Here is a 17,113-nt window from a genome sequence, read left to right as displayed (position 1 = left end):
ATCACCTTATCTTTCTATTTCCTTAAATAATTTTAATTGCCCGGTTAGCATTGATTCTCTAAGACTATTTAGTATTTCAATTGCCATCAATTGCGCCTCTTTAGAATCTTTAATTTTCTTGACAGGCAATAATGCGTCTCTTACGGTCTCGAAGTAATCCTCAGCATGATCTGTATTATGAGTAGAGACTAAGTACTTTCCATCATCTAGTGATAGAGTAGACGGGGATGACTTTAACTTTGCAGGAGGCAAATAGACTCCATTCGCGGAAGAATTAATATCAATATTAACACTTGCCAGAATATCTCTTGCCTCTTTTGCTGCTTTTGACGGTTCTTTTGCTGGAACTATATGATGTGCTTCCCAATAAAGCTCTTTTATTATTTTAGTAGCAGCCTTTAATTCTGCATTTAGAATTGTTGAGTTACCTCCAGTAGTGCGTTTAGATAATCTATTAGGTACTACATTAGCATAATTAGATAATTCACAAGCGGCTATTGTATTATGCGTTAAAAGACCTAGTTCTGAAACATAATAAGTGTGATAACCCTCAACTTCAAAATTGAAAACTCTAGATTCTTTATCGCTTAATGCAACAGACTCCAAAACAACTGTATCGCCTGTTTGCGTCTCTAATAAATCCCCTGAAGCTAACTCATCAGCGGTTACCCAGCCTTTTCCTATCACCCAGAATGGATGGTTACCTGTGCTTTGAACTGTTTTACCTTGAACTCCAAGATTATAAATCTCAGCATTTTCTCTGCTAAATAAATTGACAACAGGTTTATATGCTTGCTTGCCGGTATCTGTATCCTTCGCTAAAACAAGATCGCCAATTTGAACCTTTTCTATCGGCTTAGGCCCATCTTTTGTAATGATCTCAGTTCCTTCAGGAACGCACCCGCAAGGGTTCATTTTAAAGACAAGTTCAACACGTTTAGTCGCGGTATATGATATTTTCTTTCCTGCTGTTACAAAATTCCCTATGAACGGAACGACCGCTCCGGCCGACAATAAAGCATCAAGATAATCGCCATTGACAAAGTAAATCACGCCATTAATGGCATCAGCACCTTCACCCAATATCGGTATCATCCCGATATTATTTAAGGTACATTGTAATCGCTCTTTTGCATTACCTTCACTACAAGTAACTAAAGCTAATGCGCCAGCAGAGAATTGCTGAATACCTGTCATCCCGTAAACTTCAGCAAACCATGTTCCATACGTCAATTCATAACCATGATCATTGGGATGCAAAATATAACGCTCAAAATAGTTTTTACATGCCTTACAAGTATTCGTTTTTGAAGTGATCTTTTTCCCCTTTTCAATAGTTGGGGGCAGGGGAATAATATTTAATCCGTTTAAGGGATCGTTAATTACCTGTACTAAGAATTCCTGGGTTTGTTTCTTCTTACTTCCTTCCAAGCGTGATACAAAAATCTTATACAAACCATCCTTCGCCCAGTATTGAGGCGTTCCAGAGATCGACTCTGCATAATTTGCATACCAATATTTATTAGGTAAATTGGGATCAACTGATCCATTCCAGGTAATATCGGTTAGTGTATCCTTGTTGAAACTTCCTCCCGTGGTATATTCATAAACACTTAACCCATTTGCCAGATTGGCTGTTCTAATCTCTACTTTAAGGTTAGTATTATTCACCTTATTTTTATACTGGACTTTAACAGAACCTTTACTGCCAGGCGTAGCATCGAAGCTTTTCACTGCGCTTGCTTTCAGCGCACGTAAGGTAGACAAGAACTCACTTTCGCCCTTAGTGTACTCAATAACATTAATATCCGCTGATAGCTCATACTCAAATTTGGAGAAACCCCAAGCCGGGCCTTCCCAACCACTCTGAACCTTCAGATAATATGTTCCTGCAGCCAGGTCAAATGACATCTGCCCATCGGCACTGAAGTATCCCCTGATATTCCCGTAGGCATCCTCAATGGTGCCATCACCCTGAGATAGATACAAGCTGACCTGATCTGGGGCAGTCAAATCTATTTTGTAGTAATCCGTATCGTATAAAGACGAAATTGCGAGCGGAGCACCGTGTGAATCTGTAGTTACCATCTCCCCAAATGGAAGACTTGCTGCAGTACCCGGACTGCTATGTTCCATATTCTCGACTGTAAACCTTGTCTGTAATCCATTTACCGAACCAAAGCTGCTTACAGCAACGTAGTAGGTGACGCCGGCAGTTAGAGTCATTTCTAGCTTAGAGAAATGCTCTCCGTAGGGCCTGTAATCTGTAGCATCATCATTCGCATTCAGCAATGTTGTTAAGTCAGAATCAGAATACAAGGCTATTTCAGTATCATTTAACTGCGAAGTCGCCTGATAATTGGAAGTAAAGAAACGATATTTGCCTGTTGATGCAGGTGTAAACTGCAGATAGGCTTCCTCTCCACTTGCCTTGGATAAATCAATGGATGTCCCGCTTTTCAGTACGGTAAAGGCAGTTTGTCCAGCTGAAGTCACCAGCAGCCGTGCATAAGTTTTACCGCCATTTGCTTCATTTACACGAATATAGTATGGAACACCAGCGCTAAGATTAACAGTCACCTCCGAGAACACGGAGTCTGATTTATCATCGTTATGACCACCGGTAATAGGTTCTTCCATCTCTACACTCGCATATACAGATAGATTCGTATCGTTAGCCTTTGAACTAGCACTTCCTCCGTAACGGTTAGTGTTTATTCGGAATCTACCAGTATTTCCTGGAACGAAGACATATACATTACTGCTCCCGGCCTGTTCATTAATATCTACCGGATGATCCTGCTGAATGTAAGGAATGCTTGAGCTGATGACATCTGCAGTAACTCTAGTACGCAAAGCAGTTGTATCAAAACCATTTACTTTGACATAGTACGTCTGTCCGCCAATTAGGCTGATTCGGATCTCTGAGAAGACCGTATCATTCGTATCATCATTCACTGCAAGCTGCTTACCCAGCTGTAAATTGTTATATATAGAGAGTTCGGTATCCACTACAGAACCGTTACCTTGATACGGACTAGTGAAAATCCGGTACACTCCGGTGGTAGCCGGTTTGAAGCTGAACAGCTGTGTGCTGAGAGAGGCCTGGTTTACATCCTGCGGCTGATACACAATTAGTTCTGGCAAGGTAGTTGAAGCCTGAACTGAAGCATAGGCGCTGCTGCCTTTAGGATAAACTGCGGCTACTTCTAGGAGATATCCTTGTGAAGACACCAAGTTTAAAAATGTATATGAATTGACGTTAGAGGTACTCTTCTCCACCCCGTTAATCCGGAGTTTATAGAGCGTTGCCTCAGGCATCGCATCCCAGGAAAGCTTTATGCTATTAGCATAGGCTACCGTTTTCAGACCAGTAGGGACTGCAAACGGTTGAGCCTCAATAGATCCCAAAGTCAACGTATACGGTGAGTTGCTAAATTGGCCGCTGAAGCCAGTAATCTTAAGGTAATACACTTCATTTTTGGTAATTTGTAAATCTACATGCTCTGCCACACCAGTGCCATTGGAGGAGCTCCATACGGGAAGTCCGGAAGCAGTATATATATCAAGTTCATAGTCAACTGTAGATGGAATGGTCAATCCGATAGGGATTTGTCCTGTCTCTTCAGCTGTCAGTTTGTAATAATCCACATCACTGGCAGAAGAAATGTAAGAAACATAACTATTTTTAGGAAATACATTTTTTGCAGTTATAAAGGTATCATTAGGTTCAAAAGTATCTTGCCCTATGCCTGCTTCAGTCACATAAATTGTAAATTGATAATCATATAACCCTGAGGGTACAGCAGGAAATTTGTATTTGATTTTATACGTACCGGTAGGTGTGGATGAAGAAGTCTGCCAAGTGTAGGGAATATCCTTATCCAGTGCCACTCCAGTTATCGTTTTACTTGCAATGACCTGAAGCGGATTGGAGGCAGAAGTAACTTCCACCTCAACCTTTTGATGCGGGTTCTCCCCATGCTCATCTCCTTCCAGCTTTAGGGAGACTGTAACCGAATCCCCAGGATGGATAGAGGCACCGTCATTCTTAGGGTCGTAAGAGGCTATTCCTATTTCACTATCTGGAATAGAAGGCATGATCGTATTAAGTCCTGATAGATTTTCTTCAGATAATGGAGCAATCGATCCTTTAATAATTCCTTCTGCCTTTGCAATATTTATAATTCCATGACCAGCTTCATGTGATGTTTCGAGCGGGGTTGCCGCTTCGTATAACTTATCAATAACTTCCTGCCCGTTCAGCGATGGATGGTGAGACCACAATAATGCAACAGCACCCGTGACATGCGCTGCGGCGTTGGATGTTCCCGAGGAAACACCATACTCTCCATTCATTGTTGTACTCATTACTCCAAAACCCGGTGCTAAAATATCCAGTTCATCGCCTGTAGCTGAGAAGTCCGTACGATGGTGTGATGATTCTATCGCACCGACAGCAATAACTTCAGGATATCTAGCGGGATATTGCACGGTGTCTTCCCCGGAACCGTTATTTCCTGCTGCAGCAACAATAATAATACCAGCGGATGTCGCCTTTTGAATGGCTTTGTGCAGCATTTCACTATACTGCGCAGATACAAAACTCATATTAATGATATTGATCTTATGATCAATAGCCCATTCAATACCCTGAATAACCGAGCTAGTATATCCGTCGCCAGAAGAGTCGGCTACCTTTACTGCATATAGCTCAGCATTCGGTGCTGTACCTACTACTCCAAAGGAATTATCCAATGCGGCAATAGTACCTGCGATATGTGTTCCATGCCCCTTATCATCCTCATAACTATCCGCAGATTCTACATAACTAATCCCACCAGCAAGATTCAGATCCGGATGGCTAGATATCCCCGTATCAAAGACTGCCACTTTGATCTGTCCATCACCTGCACCCACTGCTTCTCTGGTTATATATGAACCTGTCGAATGAATTCCCCAAGGAATGGTTTGCGAAGATTCCTTAATTGGCTGCTCTTCTACCTTGGTAAGTGTTCTCTGCTCTGCAATTTGTATTGGTTTATCTTCTTCTACTGAAGCAACCATTGGATTTGCAAGCAACTGATTGACTTCCTCGGGATGCAACTCCATATACAGAGCATTAGCACTTTCCAGATCCTTCACATGATATAAATTAACTTTTTGCGCAAGATCTTGATCGTATTGCTGTTTTCTCATCTCTGCTAAGGGACTCAGGTCTAGTGCACTATTCTTGAGACCTAACTCGTATTTCTCTCCATATACACTGTAAACTACACTAGATACATTTACCTGGTAATTCTCCTTCAAGCTGACTATGTATTTCCCTCTCATATTTTTACTGTAAGTATCCTGTGTTACTGTCATCGACGATAATATTTCACTCACTGCGTCCTTAGTTTCCTTCGATACCGAAGAAATCAAATCACCAGTTTCGAGCGTTGGCTTATTCTCTGTGAGTTTGTCACCTTTAGTAGCCCCGCTAGCAGTGGCATAGCCTGACATCTGGATCACATTACCAAACAAGATAGATAAAACTAAAAATATTTTGGCTATCCTCTTCAAAAAATTTCCTCCTATTAAATAAATTTCCACCTAAATTCCACGCTTAAATAGCGTATTCTTTTACTAAAGTTTCAACAATAATTATTTTTGTTCTTTTTTGTATATTGATGTCGAATAATGCAATAAGATAAAAGATAATACTTTAGACACGTGTCATTAGCTGCTGGCTATTGTAATTTATTAGCCCCTTAACCCTATTTATTAACAAACGCAAGTCACACAAATGTCAAAAAAGGGAGTACCCCAACCCCATATACTGGCTGGAATACTCCCTTAATTATTTTCACATTCAAATTTTTTTTACCCCGAGCTGGGCTTATTGCCTACGGTTACTCCGTAACCTTGCTCTGATTCGCCACCTCGCGGGCTTTCTGCTGTACCGTTTCACGTTTGCTGAGACCCTGTAGTGCACCATAATGACGCTCATTCAGCTTCCACGATTTCTGCACCGGAATCCACAGCAGGTCCATCTCATCCAGCACATAGTTCAGCGTCTTGATCGAAGGCTTCAGCACCGAGGCAAACGCCAGGTCAAACGTATAACCGGCATCCTTCAGCAGCTTGCCCGCCTTCTTCGCCTCTTCAACGCCCTTCCCCGTCAGATCGGGATCACTCCAGCCCGTAAACAGATTCTGCCGGTAATATTCACTCTCTCCATGTCGTATCAGGACTATTTCGTACATAAGTATGCTCCTTCTCCCGTGTCCCGTGTATATTTTGCTGTGCTTTTCTTTAACTTGTCACAGAGCAGTGTACACTTCAACTTCAGGTCTGTCTTGCGGACTAGGAAGCCGCTATTTCAGCTATTCTGTCAGATCACGCAGGGTAAGCGGACTCAGATGCTCTTAAGTTTGCCTATACTACTCTATTTCAGTTCCAATCAGCCAGATAACGGCCCCTGAGTCCGCAGCGGGGGGAATAAGTGCCTTTTTCGCTAAATAGGCTCCTCACGGTCCGCATAGCACATATGGTGCATATGGTGCACCTGGCACACACTGTACATCTAACACATTTAACACATTTAACACATCTAATAATGCATAACGCCAGATACTCATGGCAAAGCTGGTGAACTGTAGGATTGAATCCACTACTTGATTATGAGAAAAAAAAGGAGTATCCTAAGAATCATCAAATGGTCCAAATGTTTAAACATTTAATCATAAAGCAAAGGAGATGACCACATTGAGCAAACAGGCAATTGCGATTTTCCGGGAAAGCCTGCCGATTCTTCAAGTCCTAAGCGACCCGCACCGGCAGGATATTCTGCTCTATCTCTCCGAGAGTGGCCGGAGGACAGTTAATGAAATTACAGAGCAGCTGACCCTATCGCGTCCGGCGGTCTCCCATCATCTCAAGCTGCTGAAAACTGCAGGGGTTGTCACGGTCGAGCAAGCAGGCACTCAACGCTATTATGAGCTATCCATGCAGGAGTCGGTGGATCTGTTAAGAAGATTATTAACCGCCCTGGAGCAGGATTGTCTCTAAACCATTATCCAATATAAGGAGGAGCATATGAAACAGTGGAAGCAAGAGCAGGTCGCAGATCTTTTGCAGGAGCATCGCAAGAAATTCCGCAGCGGCTACACTCTTAGCGCGAAATTTCGTCAGGAACAGCTTCAGAATTTGTCGGACGCGATCCGGCGGTACGAGCCGGATCTGTTATCGGCTCTCTATCAGGATCTCCACAAAAGCGAATTTGAGGCCTACTCGACAGAGATTGGCTTCACGCTGGACAGCATTCGAAACACAAAAAAACAGCTTAAGCGGTGGATGACGCCGAAGAAGGTCAAGACGCCTTACTTTCACGGCCTGTCCAAGAGCCACATACACAAGGAGCCTTATGGTACCGTTCTGATCGTCGGGCCGTTCAACTACCCGTTCCAGCTGTTAATTGAACCGCTAATTGGAGCGATCGCGGCCGGCAACACAGCCGTTCTGAAGCCTTCGGAGAATACCCCGGCCGTTGCAGCAGTAATCAAGAAGCTGATCGAGGAAACCTTCGACAAGGACTATATTAGTGTAGTCGAGGGCGAGAAGGAAACCACCTCATTGTTAATTCACGCTCCCTTCGACTACATCTTCTTCACCGGGAGCGTGCCGGTGGGCAAGATCGTCATGGAGGCGGCCGCCCGCAACCTGGTTCCCTTGACCTTAGAATTAGGCGGCAAGAGTCCGGCTATTGTGGACCGGACGGCCAATCTGGAGGTTGCCGCCAAGCGGATTCTCTGGGGGAAGATGATGAATGCTGGACAGACCTGTATCGCCCCTGACTATGTTCTGGCTCATGAAGAGATTAGGGAACCGCTTCTTGATAAGATGAAGACCGTCCTGACCGACTTCTTCGGAGCAGATCCCCGGCTGAGCCCAGACTATGGCCGGATCGTGAACGAGCGCCAATTCGAGCGGCTGGCTGGCATTCTCGAAGCGGACCGGGCAAAGGTATACGCCGGCGGCCACACCGTCAAGGAGGAGCTCTATATCGAGCCTACGCTGCTGGATCAAGCCTCCTGGTCTGACGCTGCCATGCAGGATGAGCTCTTTGGCCCGATTCTGCCCGTTATCGGTTATACGCAATTGGATGAGGCCATTAAACAGGTGAATGACCGGGCCAAGCCGCTCGCGCTATATCTATTCACCGAAGACTCCCATGTACGGCAGGAAGTGCTCAGCCGCGTATCCTTTGGCGGAGGTTGTGTCAATGACACTATCAGCCATGTGGCCAATCCACATCTGCCCTTCGGTGGAGTGGGCCATGCCGGAATCGGCGCCTATCACGGGAAATACAGCTTCGACCTGTTCTCCCACACGAAGAGCGTGCTCAGCAAGAGCACGAAAATAGACATTTCATTCTTGTTCCCGCCTTATGGCGACAGGGTGAAGTGGGTTCGAAAGATCTTGAGATGATGCCAGAGAATCGGCAAGAAGGAGGAAAATAGGATGAGTACCTTACAATTAGCATCACTGGATGAGGTGAAGAAAGAGCTGCTACAGCTGGAGGGTAATGAGGATATTCCGACCAGCCAGTGGCCTCTCTACGAGATTCTGGCGCACTGCGCCCAGACTATTGAGTATTCTATGACGGGCTATCCTCAACTGAAGCCCAAGCTGGTGAGAAACACGATCGGGCGGGTAGTTATCCGAAAATTTCTGAAGCAGGGCTTCATGAAGCACAACCTGACTGCCCATGTGCCGGGTGGGGCAAAGCTCAAGACTTCAGGAACGGCCAAGGAAGGAATGGAGCTGCTGCGGCAGGCCATTGACACCTTCCAGGCTTACCAGGGTCCGCTCGCCCCCCATCTGATCTTCGGTGAGCTGAGCAAGGATGAATATGACCGGTATTTCGCCATGCACATTGCCGATCATTTCTCGGAAGTTCAGCATTAAAGCCGCCTTACTCCGTAACCTTACTCTGGTTCGCAACGTCGCGGGCTTTCTGCTGCACCTCTTCCGGTTCGCCGAGGTAGAAGCGGCTGATCGGCTTCACATCGTCGTCGAGCTTGTAGACCAGCGGAACGCCGGTCGGGATATTTAGATCCAGCAGTGCGGTCTCGTCGATATCCTCCATATACTTGATCAGGGCCCGCAGCGTGTTGCCGTGCGCCGAGATCAGGACCCGCTCCTTCTTGCGGATGAGCGGCACAATCCGGTTGGTCCAAAAATCTCCAACCCGGTGCACGGTATCCTCCAGACTCTCGCCGTGCGGAATGTCGCCTGGCCGCACTTCCTTATAACGGACATCATGTCTGGCATAACGCGGATCATCCGACTCCAGCTGCGGAGGCCGGACCGAGAGGCTGCGCCGCCAGATGTGGAGCTGCTCCTCGCCGTATTTCAGCGCGGTCTCGCTCTTGCTGAGGCCCTGCAGCGCACCGTAATGGCGCTCATTCAGCTTCCACGACTTCTGCACCGGAATCCACAGCAGGTCCATCTCATCCAGCACATAGTTCAGCGTCTTGATCGAACGCTTCAGCACCGAAGCGAATGCAAGATCGAAGGTGTATCCGTTCTCCTTCAGCAGCTGGCCCGCTTTCTTGGCCTCCTCCACGCCCTTCTCCGTCAGATCGGGATCACTCCAGCCCGTAAACAGATTCTGCCGGTTGTATTCACTCTCACCATGCCGTATCAGAACGATTTCGTACATAAGTATGCTCCTTCTCCCGTGTATATATTTTGCTGTGCTTTCCTTTATTGTGTCACAGTGCAGTGTGCGCTTCAACTTCAGGCCTGACTCGCGGACTGGGAAGCCGCTATTTCAGCTATTCTGCCAGATCACGCAGGGCAAACGGACTCAGCATACACAGCACACACAGCACATCTAACACCCGAAGTACCTATACCACACTCAGCACGATACTCCCCGCCGCTTCAGCGGATCTCCGAAGGACTTTTCCCGGTGTGCTGCTTGAATTGGCGGCTGAAAAAGAAGATGTCCCGGTAGCCGAGCGCATCCGCCACCTCCGTGACGTTCATGCCCGCATACAGCAGCAGATGCTGCGCCCGTTCGATCCGTGCACGGATCACATAGGACTGGACCGAGGAGCCGGTGATCTCCTTGAACTTGATTGAGAAGTAACGCGGGGACAACCCCGCCCGGGCGGCCAGATCCTCTACCCGGTGCGCCGCCCCGGGATGCTGGCTGACATAGTTGGCGACCTCGTGGATCACCTCCGCCAGCTGGTTGCTGACATGGCGCTCGACCGGCCTTGCCTGATCCTGGCGCAGCAGATGAATCATGAGCTGCTTCAGAATCAGACGCCCCTCCTCCTCCGCCGCATAAGTCTGCACCAGGAACAGCCGGACATAACGGGCCAGCAGATGCTCGAACTCCACCGTCTCCGTCAGCTCATGGTAAGGGGCCGGCAGCTCTGTGACCTCCTCCGTCACATCGAAGTGAATATATGTAATGACAAGCGGTTTCTGCGGATTATGTGTGGCACTGGTATAATCCCCCGGCCGGAACAGGAAGCAGCTTCCCTTCCCTACCTGATAGGGCACGCCGCTACGCACAACCGTACCCTCTCCACTCCAGACATAGAACAAGTCATAGTTTTGCAGCGGCTTCTCTCTTTTTTGCCATTTCCAGCCCGGTTCACAGACAATCTTCGCCAGAGCCGGGAGGATGACAAAAGAGGATGGCGATGCATGAAGCATATCGTTCCCTCCTATAAATGTAGCGTAAGCTTACTTTTCATAATACCTTGTCCGGTTCCTGTTTGTACATCTTCCGCATGCCGCAATGGAGCAGACCGCCGCCGGATTCCAAAACTATTTATCAAATCACCGCATTACTCAGTGACGGCGGCAATCCACGGTGTTATAATGTTAGGCAATGTTAACGTATATATCCCAGAAGAATACCGGAAGGATGAAACTGATGAATCCACTGGCTGGACAATTGAATGACAGCATCAAGGCAGGCAATGAACATGTATACGATATGCTCTCGAGTCTCGGTAAAGCAATCTATTTCCCCAAAGAGGGGATTCTGAGCCAATCCGCAGAGGCAACGGCTCATGCTAAAAAGTATAACGCCACCATCGGGATTGCTACCGAGAACGGGTTGCCGATGCACCTTGGCGTAATCCAGGATAAGCTCTCCGCCTACAGTCCCAAAGACCTGTACGGTTATGCGCCTCCAGCAGGCAAGCCGGAGCTCCGCTCCGTCTGGCGGGAGAAGATGCTGCGTGAGAATCCGTCGCTTGAAGGCAAGTCTTTCAGTAATCCAATCGTCACGAATGCGCTGACCCACGGGCTTAGCATCGTTGCCGATCTGTTCGCAGAGCAAGGAGATGCCGTCATTTATCCGGACAAAAACTGGGAGAACTACGAGCTGACCTTCGGCATCCGCCGGCTGACCGAAACCGTGAATTACCCGCTCTTCACGGAGGACATGAGCTTCAACAGCGAAGGCCTGCTGGATGCCCTGCTGGCCCAGAAGGACCGCGGCAAAGCCATCGTCCTGCTTAACTTCCCGAATAATCCAACCGGATATACGCCAGGCCTTGCAGAAGGCGAGGCCATTGTTGCCGCTATCCTGCGTGCTGCCGAAGAAGGCATTAATGTGGTAGTGGTGAGCGACGACGCTTATTTCGGACTCTTTTTCGAGGATTCACTCAAGGAATCCCTGTTCGGCAAGCTGGCGAATCTGCATCCGCGCGTGCTGGCGGTCAAGATTGACGGAGCCACCAAGGAAGAATTCGTCTGGGGCTTCCGCGTCGGCTTCATCACCTACGCTTCGGAGAACAAGGAGCTGCTGGCTGCGCTGGAACAAAAAACGCTCGGCATTATCCGGGCTACCATCTCCAGCGGCGCGCATCCGTCGCAGACCTTCGTACTCGACGCACTCAAGGCACCGGAATTCTCAGCCCAAAAGGAAGAGAAATTCCTGATCATGAAAGGCCGGGCCAACAAAGTGAAGTCGCTGCTGGACAGCGGCAAATACGGTAATGATGTGTGGACCTATTATCCGTTCAACTCCGGGTACTTCATGTGCCTGAAGCTCTTTACCGTCTCAGCGGAAGATCTGCGGCTCCACCTGATCCACACCTACGGCCTGGGCACCATCGCCCTTGGCGAGAGTGACCTGCGTATTGCTTTCTCCTGTATCGAGGAGGATCAGCTGGAGGATCTGTTCGATCTGGTCTATGCGGGCGTCCGTGATTTGGAGAAGGCCTGAGCATCCCTTTGCATACCTGCGTCAGCCCCGGAAGGCCGGGGCTGATTTTTTTTGCCCGTGGCTACGGCATTGGCCTATACACGTTCTTCCCTCCGCACATACAATACGATGTACTCAAGTACAACACACTCACACGCGAAAGGGGAATGAACAATGAGCGAAGAAGTTAGAGGCGGATACGGATACGGCGGCGGGTTCACAAGCACTGGAGCGATTCTGGTTCTCTTTATCCTGCTGGTTATCATCAGCCGTTCACTCTTTGTCTAACAGGGAGTGAGTCCCCTGGAGGGAGCTGCGCGCTCTCTCCGATCCACGTGTTATAGCATTCCCTGCTCCAGCTGATATGAAGAGGGAATTCCCTTGCATACATTCTTTGCTTCTGAAAATGGCCTCAGACTCCGCATCCGCGAGAGCCTGAGGCCATTTGTGATAAGCACACCCGCTTGCGGGTGTCTACAGGTCGTCTTCATCCATACGCGCTTCCTTGCGGGTGGAGTTGACCTTGAACAGATACGCCAGCAGGAATCCGCAGGCGAAGGTAGCCAGCACTTCCAACGGCCGCTGCCCGGCCTGAAGCAGGAGCGGCAATCCGGTCAGCAGCGCCAGGACCAGATGGGCCCGGAATACAAACTGGATCGTTCCCTTGCCCTTGCTGCCCTCCGGCAGCGGGTAGACGGTCAGCCAGAACGATTCGCTGTGCAGCTTGCGCAGTGCCGTCAGCTGAATGCCCATCAGGAAGAGGAAGAATACATAGATGCCGCTGCCGAGGTAGCTGTCCTTCATCATCCAGACCAGGAACAGATCCAGCACAGCCATCCGCAGGACGATGCCGAAGACATCCCCCCGGGCGAAGCTTTTGGTCAAGAGGAACCGGTAGGCGGAATCCCGCTGCCAGCTCAGCCCGCTGCCCCAACGCGACAGATAACGGCGGGCATAGACCCGCTGCTCGCGTCCCGGAACATCGACGAACCAGCCAAGGACCATCAGCGCCCGGGTCCCCTGATTCTTTTCCATAGTGATTAGGCGTTCCCACGGAACAGCATGCCGTCCTGGAACAGCCAGTGCGGCCACATAGGCTGCGGCCAGAATCAGGATGAAGATCAGGGCGCGCATGGACGGCTGCCATAACCATGCGGCAACCATTAGACCACCTACTGCCCAACGCAACAAGTTATAACCTGCCGCAGCGGGGCGGGAGAGCATCGCCGTCTCCCGCCATAACCCGTAGCTGGATAACAGCTTGACCAGAATCAGCACCAGCAGGGTAGCCAGCAGTCCCCGGGGTGACTCCTCGGTGCGTATGTACAGCGGCCATAATGTAATGAGGATGAAGGCCATGCGCAGAATCTTCCACACATTGCCGCTGACCCAGGACGGGGCGAAATACTCTCTCATCCGGTGGCCCTGCGGCAGCAGGAAGATCGTATCCGGGGTCTGCAGATACGTCCGGAAGCTGCTGTGCACCGCCGCAGGCACCAGCAGGACGAACATAATCCAGCGGATCGGTATGCCAGAGGGAATATCGCGCAGCAGCGCTGTATACCAGGCGGAGAACATAATCAACACCAGCAGGAACACCATGGCTACCCCGCTCTGAATGATATATCCGGCATAAGGGATCAGGCTGCCTGTGAACCGGCTGCGCCGCTGCTGGCGCAGCTCCTTCAAATCCATATCATTTCCCTCCCTGAACCAGCTCGTAGAACAGCTGCTCCAAATTCAAGCCCTGCCGCCCGGCCTTCGCGGTCATCTCGGCCAGCGTTCCCTCCGCAATCACTTTGCCGCCATGCAGCACAATGAACCGGTCACAATAGTTCTCAATCGTGGAGAGAATATGCGAGCTGAGCAGAATTGAAGCTCCGGACTTCTTCAGGTCCAGCATGAAATCCAGCAGAGAGCGGATACCCAGCGGGTCAAGGCCGAGGAACGGCTCGTCGATCACATACAGGGCCGGGCGCGCTACGAACGCGCACATGATCATCACCTTCTGCTTCATTCCCTTAGACAGATGAGAGGACAAGGTATCCATCTTGTCCTCCATATTGAAGAGTGCAGCCAGCTGGCTGGTGCGTGATTCATAATCACTGTGCTCCACGCCATATGCTCTGGCCGTGAATTCCACATGCTCACGAACCGTCATTTCCTCATAGAGCAGAGGGGATTCCGGCACGAAGGACAGCGCACTGTGGTAGCTCCCGGGATCGCTGCTGCGCGTCTTCCCCTGTACCGTAATCTCACCCTTATGCGGGGACATCAGCCCCAGGATATGCTTCATTGTAGTGCTCTTGCCCGCACCGTTCAGTCCGATTAACCCAACCATCTCACCGGGCTGCACCTGCAGGCCGATGTCATGCAGCACCGGCTTGTTCAGGCTGTAGCCTCCGCTGAGGCCCGTAATTTCCAATACGGGAGCTGTATTCATTGACCGTCACCTCTCGGGGTTTTGTTCTTGAGCCATTTCGGGGCTCCCTTATTCTTGCGGTTCTGCTCCCGCTCCGCCTGGCTGCGGGCCTTGCCCCCCGGCCCCGCCGCGCTGCGCGTGCCGGCGCTCACTCCCGGTCGGTGCTGCTCGCGCCGCACCGTAACGCCACTGCCGCCGGTAGCTAGCCCCGGCTGGCCTGCCGGAGCGTCGCCGCCCGTCCCTCCGGCTGCTGTTCCAGCCGCCTCGCTGCGCACCTGCGGCTTGCCGGTGCGCGGCGCTGCAATGCCGCCGCGTGGTTCAGCCCCTTCGCGGCGCTCCTTCACGCCGCCGCTGCGCAGCTCGGCGCGTTCGCCTTCCGCCAGCGCCTTGCCGAAGGCCATCTCCCGCTCGTCCAGCTGGATATCCAGCTCGCGGGCGAATTTGCGCATGATGAACGTCTGCTGCTCCGTAACGATCGTTACGGATAAGCCGCGTTTGCCCATGCGCCCGGTCCGTCCGGCACGGTGGACATAGTGCTCGGAGTCAAAGGCCGGATCGAAGCTGACGACAAGCGTCAGATTCTCAATGTCCAGGCCCCGCGCCGCTACATCACTGGCGACCAGAACCTTAAGCTTGCCGTCCCGGAAGCGGGTCAGCACGTTTGCGCGCGTCACCTTGTCGGCATCGCCGTACAGCGCTGCGGCCGGAAGGCCCAGGTGGTTCAGCTTCGCCGTTACTTCAGCGATGTCGTCGGTCGCATTCACGAAGACAATGGCCCGGTCCGGCTTATAGTGGCGGATCACCCGGCGCAGCATATCGATCTTGTTCCGCTCCTCGCACACCACATAGTGGTGCTCCAGGCTCTGGGCAGTCATCATGCCGGGATCGATGCCGACCTCCGCCGGATTCTTCATCTCCCGGTTCGCCAGCAGACGGGTCTCCGGTCCAATCGTAGCCGACAGCATAACCAGCTGCCGCGTACGCAGCGCGCTGCTGACGATCTTCGTCACTTCGCCCGCGCCGCTAAGCTGGAACATCTGATCCGCCTCATCGAGAATAATCGTGCTCACCTCATGCATCTTGAGCTTGCGCAGCCCGATCAGCTCACGGATGCGTCCCGGGGTGCCTACCACCAGATGCGGATGCTCCCGCAGCTTGTCAATCTGGCGCTTAATCGCCGCCCCGCCGATCAGCCCTATGGCCCGGATGCCCCGGTGTGCCCCGTAGCGCTCTGCTTCACGGAGAATCTGCATCGCCAGTTCCTGGGTTGGGGCCAGCACCAGCTTTTGCACCGCTTTCGAATCCGGGTTAATCCCTTGCAGCAGCGGCAGCAGATAAGCCAGTGTCTTGCCTGTTCCTGTCTGGGATGCGGCCAGAACATCTCTTCCTTCCAGCAGAAGCGGAATCGTCTGCTCCTGTACAGGGGATGGTTCGGTGATGCCGAATTCAGACAACCGGGCAGCAAGGTCTTCCTGGATGCCGATAGCCGCAAAAGAAGCTTTATTCATAATAGGGTTTCATCCTTTTCACTTAAGATAATATGTTCATTATATGCCAAAAAGGCCTCTCCACCAAATGGAAGGCCATAAAATCTAAGCTGGGGCCGTATTTAAACGGTCTTACCATCCTGTATACCAAAGGGGGACAAGCCTTCACGCCATACATCGAAGCTACAATTTATTCATTTTCTGTTCATCAGGTTATAGGTCAGCTTGTCTGCCAGCCGCGGGAACAGGCCATAGAGCCGGATGCCGAAGCCTGCCAGAGCGGGCAGGTCCACTTCCTCTTTACCCTTATCCATCAGCTTGACGATCTTCGCGGACACATGCTGCGGCGTCATCATGATCCGGCTTACGCTTCGTTCATAATTACCGGAAGGGTCGGCGGTCTTGAAGAATTCGGTCGCGATGGGGCCGGGGTTCACAGCCGAGACAATAATCCCGCTCCTCCGCAGCTCCTGCCGGAGCGCATTGGTGAAGCCGAGAACGGCATGCTTGGTGGCCGTGTAGGACACTGAGCGTGCGGTTCCGATTTTGCCGGCCATGGAGGCCACATTCACGATCTGACCGCTGCCGCGCGTAAGCATATGAGGAACGACAGCCTTGGTACAGCGCACAATTCCCATATAGTTAACATCCATCATATCAGCGAACTCTTCAGACTCCATCTCTGTAAAAGCCGCAAACCTGCCGTAACCGGCATTATTGAGCAGAATATCAATTCTGCCGTATTGCTCCAGGATCTCCGTAAAGGTACGCTTCACCGCCGCCTCATCGGTCACATCACAGACGAACAGCCCATGCTCCCCCTGGATGCCCGCCGCAACCGCCTGCAGCTTGTCCCTGGACCGGGCCAGAAGAACGGGAATCGCCCCTTGCCCGCTGAGCATCTGCGCCGTAAGCGCGCCAATCCCGCTCGAAGCTCCTGTAATTACCACAATCTTGCCTTGTAATGCCATGGAATAGATT

13 protein-coding genes are annotated in these 17,113 nt (G+C 50.7%); 5 read left to right on the top strand and 8 right to left on the bottom strand.

The features are described 5' to 3' along the window. Nucleotides 1–6: 6 nt before the first annotated feature. Together MKX63_RS10705 and MKX63_RS10700 are read right to left on the bottom strand one after the other, a co-directional pair. A complete protein-coding gene (locus MKX63_RS10705) occupies nt 7–5,595 on the bottom strand; it encodes a S8 family serine peptidase (RefSeq protein WP_341016970.1) in 5,589 nt (1,862 codons plus the stop codon). Between the two features lie 299 nt (nt 5,596–5,894). Continuing rightward, the gene (locus tag MKX63_RS10700) at nt 5,895–6,248 is read right to left on the bottom strand and encodes a 2,3-bisphosphoglycerate-dependent phosphoglycerate mutase (RefSeq protein WP_341016968.1); all 354 of its coding nucleotides are present in this window, start codon (nt 6,246–6,248) and stop codon (nt 5,895–5,897) included. A 502-nt stretch (nt 6,249–6,750) separates the two neighbouring features. Between MKX63_RS10700 and MKX63_RS10695 the strand changes: the two genes are divergently transcribed. From MKX63_RS10695 to MKX63_RS10685, 3 genes are read left to right on the top strand one after another with little or no spacing between them, the layout of a single operon-like run. Further along, on the top strand, nt 6,751–7,053 hold the full coding sequence (locus tag MKX63_RS10695) for an ArsR/SmtB family transcription factor (RefSeq protein WP_341016967.1): 303 nt from the start codon (nt 6,751–6,753) through the stop codon (nt 7,051–7,053). Between the two features lie 27 nt (nt 7,054–7,080). Continuing rightward, nucleotides 7,081–8,472 (top strand): aldehyde dehydrogenase, encoded by a 1,392-nt coding sequence (locus tag MKX63_RS10690; RefSeq protein WP_341016964.1) that lies wholly within the window; start codon nt 7,081–7,083, stop codon nt 8,470–8,472. 33 nt (nt 8,473–8,505) lie between these two features. Further along, a complete protein-coding gene (locus MKX63_RS10685; protein WP_341016962.1) occupies nt 8,506–8,952 on the top strand; it encodes a DUF1569 domain-containing protein in 447 nt (148 codons plus the stop codon). A 7-nt stretch (nt 8,953–8,959) separates the two neighbouring features. On the opposite strand, the gene gpmA is transcribed toward MKX63_RS10685, so the two are convergent. Both gpmA and MKX63_RS10675 read right to left on the bottom strand, forming a co-directional pair. Next, on the bottom strand, nt 8,960–9,709 hold the full coding sequence (gene gpmA, locus MKX63_RS10680) for a 2,3-diphosphoglycerate-dependent phosphoglycerate mutase (RefSeq protein WP_341016961.1): 750 nt from the start codon (nt 9,707–9,709) through the stop codon (nt 8,960–8,962). A 224-nt stretch (nt 9,710–9,933) separates the two neighbouring features. After that, complete coding sequence (locus MKX63_RS10675; RefSeq protein WP_341016960.1) at nt 9,934–10,719, bottom strand: AraC family transcriptional regulator; 786 nt, start codon at nt 10,717–10,719, stop codon at nt 9,934–9,936. A 223-nt stretch (nt 10,720–10,942) separates the two neighbouring features. Between MKX63_RS10675 and MKX63_RS10670 the strand changes: the two genes are divergently transcribed. Continuing rightward, on the top strand, nt 10,943–12,244 hold the full coding sequence (locus MKX63_RS10670; protein WP_341016959.1) for an aminotransferase class I/II-fold pyridoxal phosphate-dependent enzyme: 1,302 nt from the start codon (nt 10,943–10,945) through the stop codon (nt 12,242–12,244). A 153-nt stretch (nt 12,245–12,397) separates the two neighbouring features. Beyond that, nucleotides 12,398–12,511, top strand: a complete 114-nt coding sequence (locus tag MKX63_RS10665; protein WP_209875980.1) for a YjcZ family sporulation protein — start codon at nt 12,398–12,400, stop codon at nt 12,509–12,511. Nucleotides 12,512–12,697: 186 nt separating this feature from the next. Here MKX63_RS10665 and MKX63_RS10660 read toward each other — a convergent pair whose 3' ends face one another. From MKX63_RS10660 to MKX63_RS10645, 4 genes are all read right to left on the bottom strand, one after another. Further along, nucleotides 12,698–13,918: an ABC transporter permease gene (locus MKX63_RS10660; RefSeq protein WP_341016958.1), complete on the bottom strand. Its 1,221-nt coding sequence runs from the start codon at nt 13,916–13,918 to the stop codon at nt 12,698–12,700. A 1-nt stretch (nt 13,919) separates the two neighbouring features. Beyond that, on the bottom strand, nt 13,920–14,666 hold the full coding sequence (locus tag MKX63_RS10655; protein ID WP_341016956.1) for an ABC transporter ATP-binding protein: 747 nt from the start codon (nt 14,664–14,666) through the stop codon (nt 13,920–13,922). Further along, complete coding sequence (locus tag MKX63_RS10650; protein WP_341016954.1) at nt 14,663–16,153, bottom strand: DEAD/DEAH box helicase; 1,491 nt, start codon at nt 16,151–16,153, stop codon at nt 14,663–14,665. Before MKX63_RS10650 ends, MKX63_RS10655 begins: the two co-directional genes overlap by 4 nt. A 173-nt stretch (nt 16,154–16,326) precedes the next feature. Continuing rightward, entirely contained in the window at nt 16,327–17,103 is a 777-nt protein-coding gene (locus MKX63_RS10645) for an SDR family NAD(P)-dependent oxidoreductase (protein ID WP_341016953.1), read from the bottom strand. Nucleotides 17,104–17,113 lie beyond the last annotated feature (10 nt).

The organism is Paenibacillus sp. FSL R7-0179 (genome assembly GCF_038002265.1).
GTDB lineage: Bacteria > Bacillota > Bacilli > Paenibacillales > Paenibacillaceae > Paenibacillus_AQ.
Note: the sequence above shows the minus strand (reverse complement) of the source record. Positions and strands in the feature narration are given on the sequence as shown.

Coding starts and splice junctions, on each gene's coding strand:
- MKX63_RS10675 (WP_341016960.1), bottom strand. CDS start 10,719: ATGCTTCATGCATCGCCATCCTCTTTTGTCATCCTCCCGGCTCTGGCG.
- MKX63_RS10685 (WP_341016962.1), top strand. CDS start 8,506: ATGAGTACCTTACAATTAGCATCACTGGATGAGGTGAAGAAAGAGCTG.
- MKX63_RS10660 (WP_341016958.1), bottom strand. CDS start 13,918: ATGGATTTGAAGGAGCTGCGCCAGCAGCGGCGCAGCCGGTTCACAGGC.
- MKX63_RS10665 (WP_209875980.1), top strand. CDS start 12,398: ATGAGCGAAGAAGTTAGAGGCGGATACGGATACGGCGGCGGGTTCACA.
- MKX63_RS10700 (WP_341016968.1), bottom strand. CDS start 6,248: ATGTACGAAATAGTCCTGATACGACATGGAGAGAGTGAATATTACCGG.
- MKX63_RS10645 (WP_341016953.1), bottom strand. CDS start 17,103: ATGGCATTACAAGGCAAGATTGTGGTAATTACAGGAGCTTCGAGCGGG.
- MKX63_RS10655 (WP_341016956.1), bottom strand. CDS start 14,666: ATGAATACAGCTCCCGTATTGGAAATTACGGGCCTCAGCGGAGGCTAC.
- MKX63_RS10670 (WP_341016959.1), top strand. CDS start 10,943: ATGAATCCACTGGCTGGACAATTGAATGACAGCATCAAGGCAGGCAAT.
- MKX63_RS10690 (WP_341016964.1), top strand. CDS start 7,081: ATGAAACAGTGGAAGCAAGAGCAGGTCGCAGATCTTTTGCAGGAGCAT.
- MKX63_RS10650 (WP_341016954.1), bottom strand. CDS start 16,153: ATGAATAAAGCTTCTTTTGCGGCTATCGGCATCCAGGAAGACCTTGCT.
- gpmA (WP_341016961.1), bottom strand. CDS start 9,709: ATGTACGAAATCGTTCTGATACGGCATGGTGAGAGTGAATACAACCGG.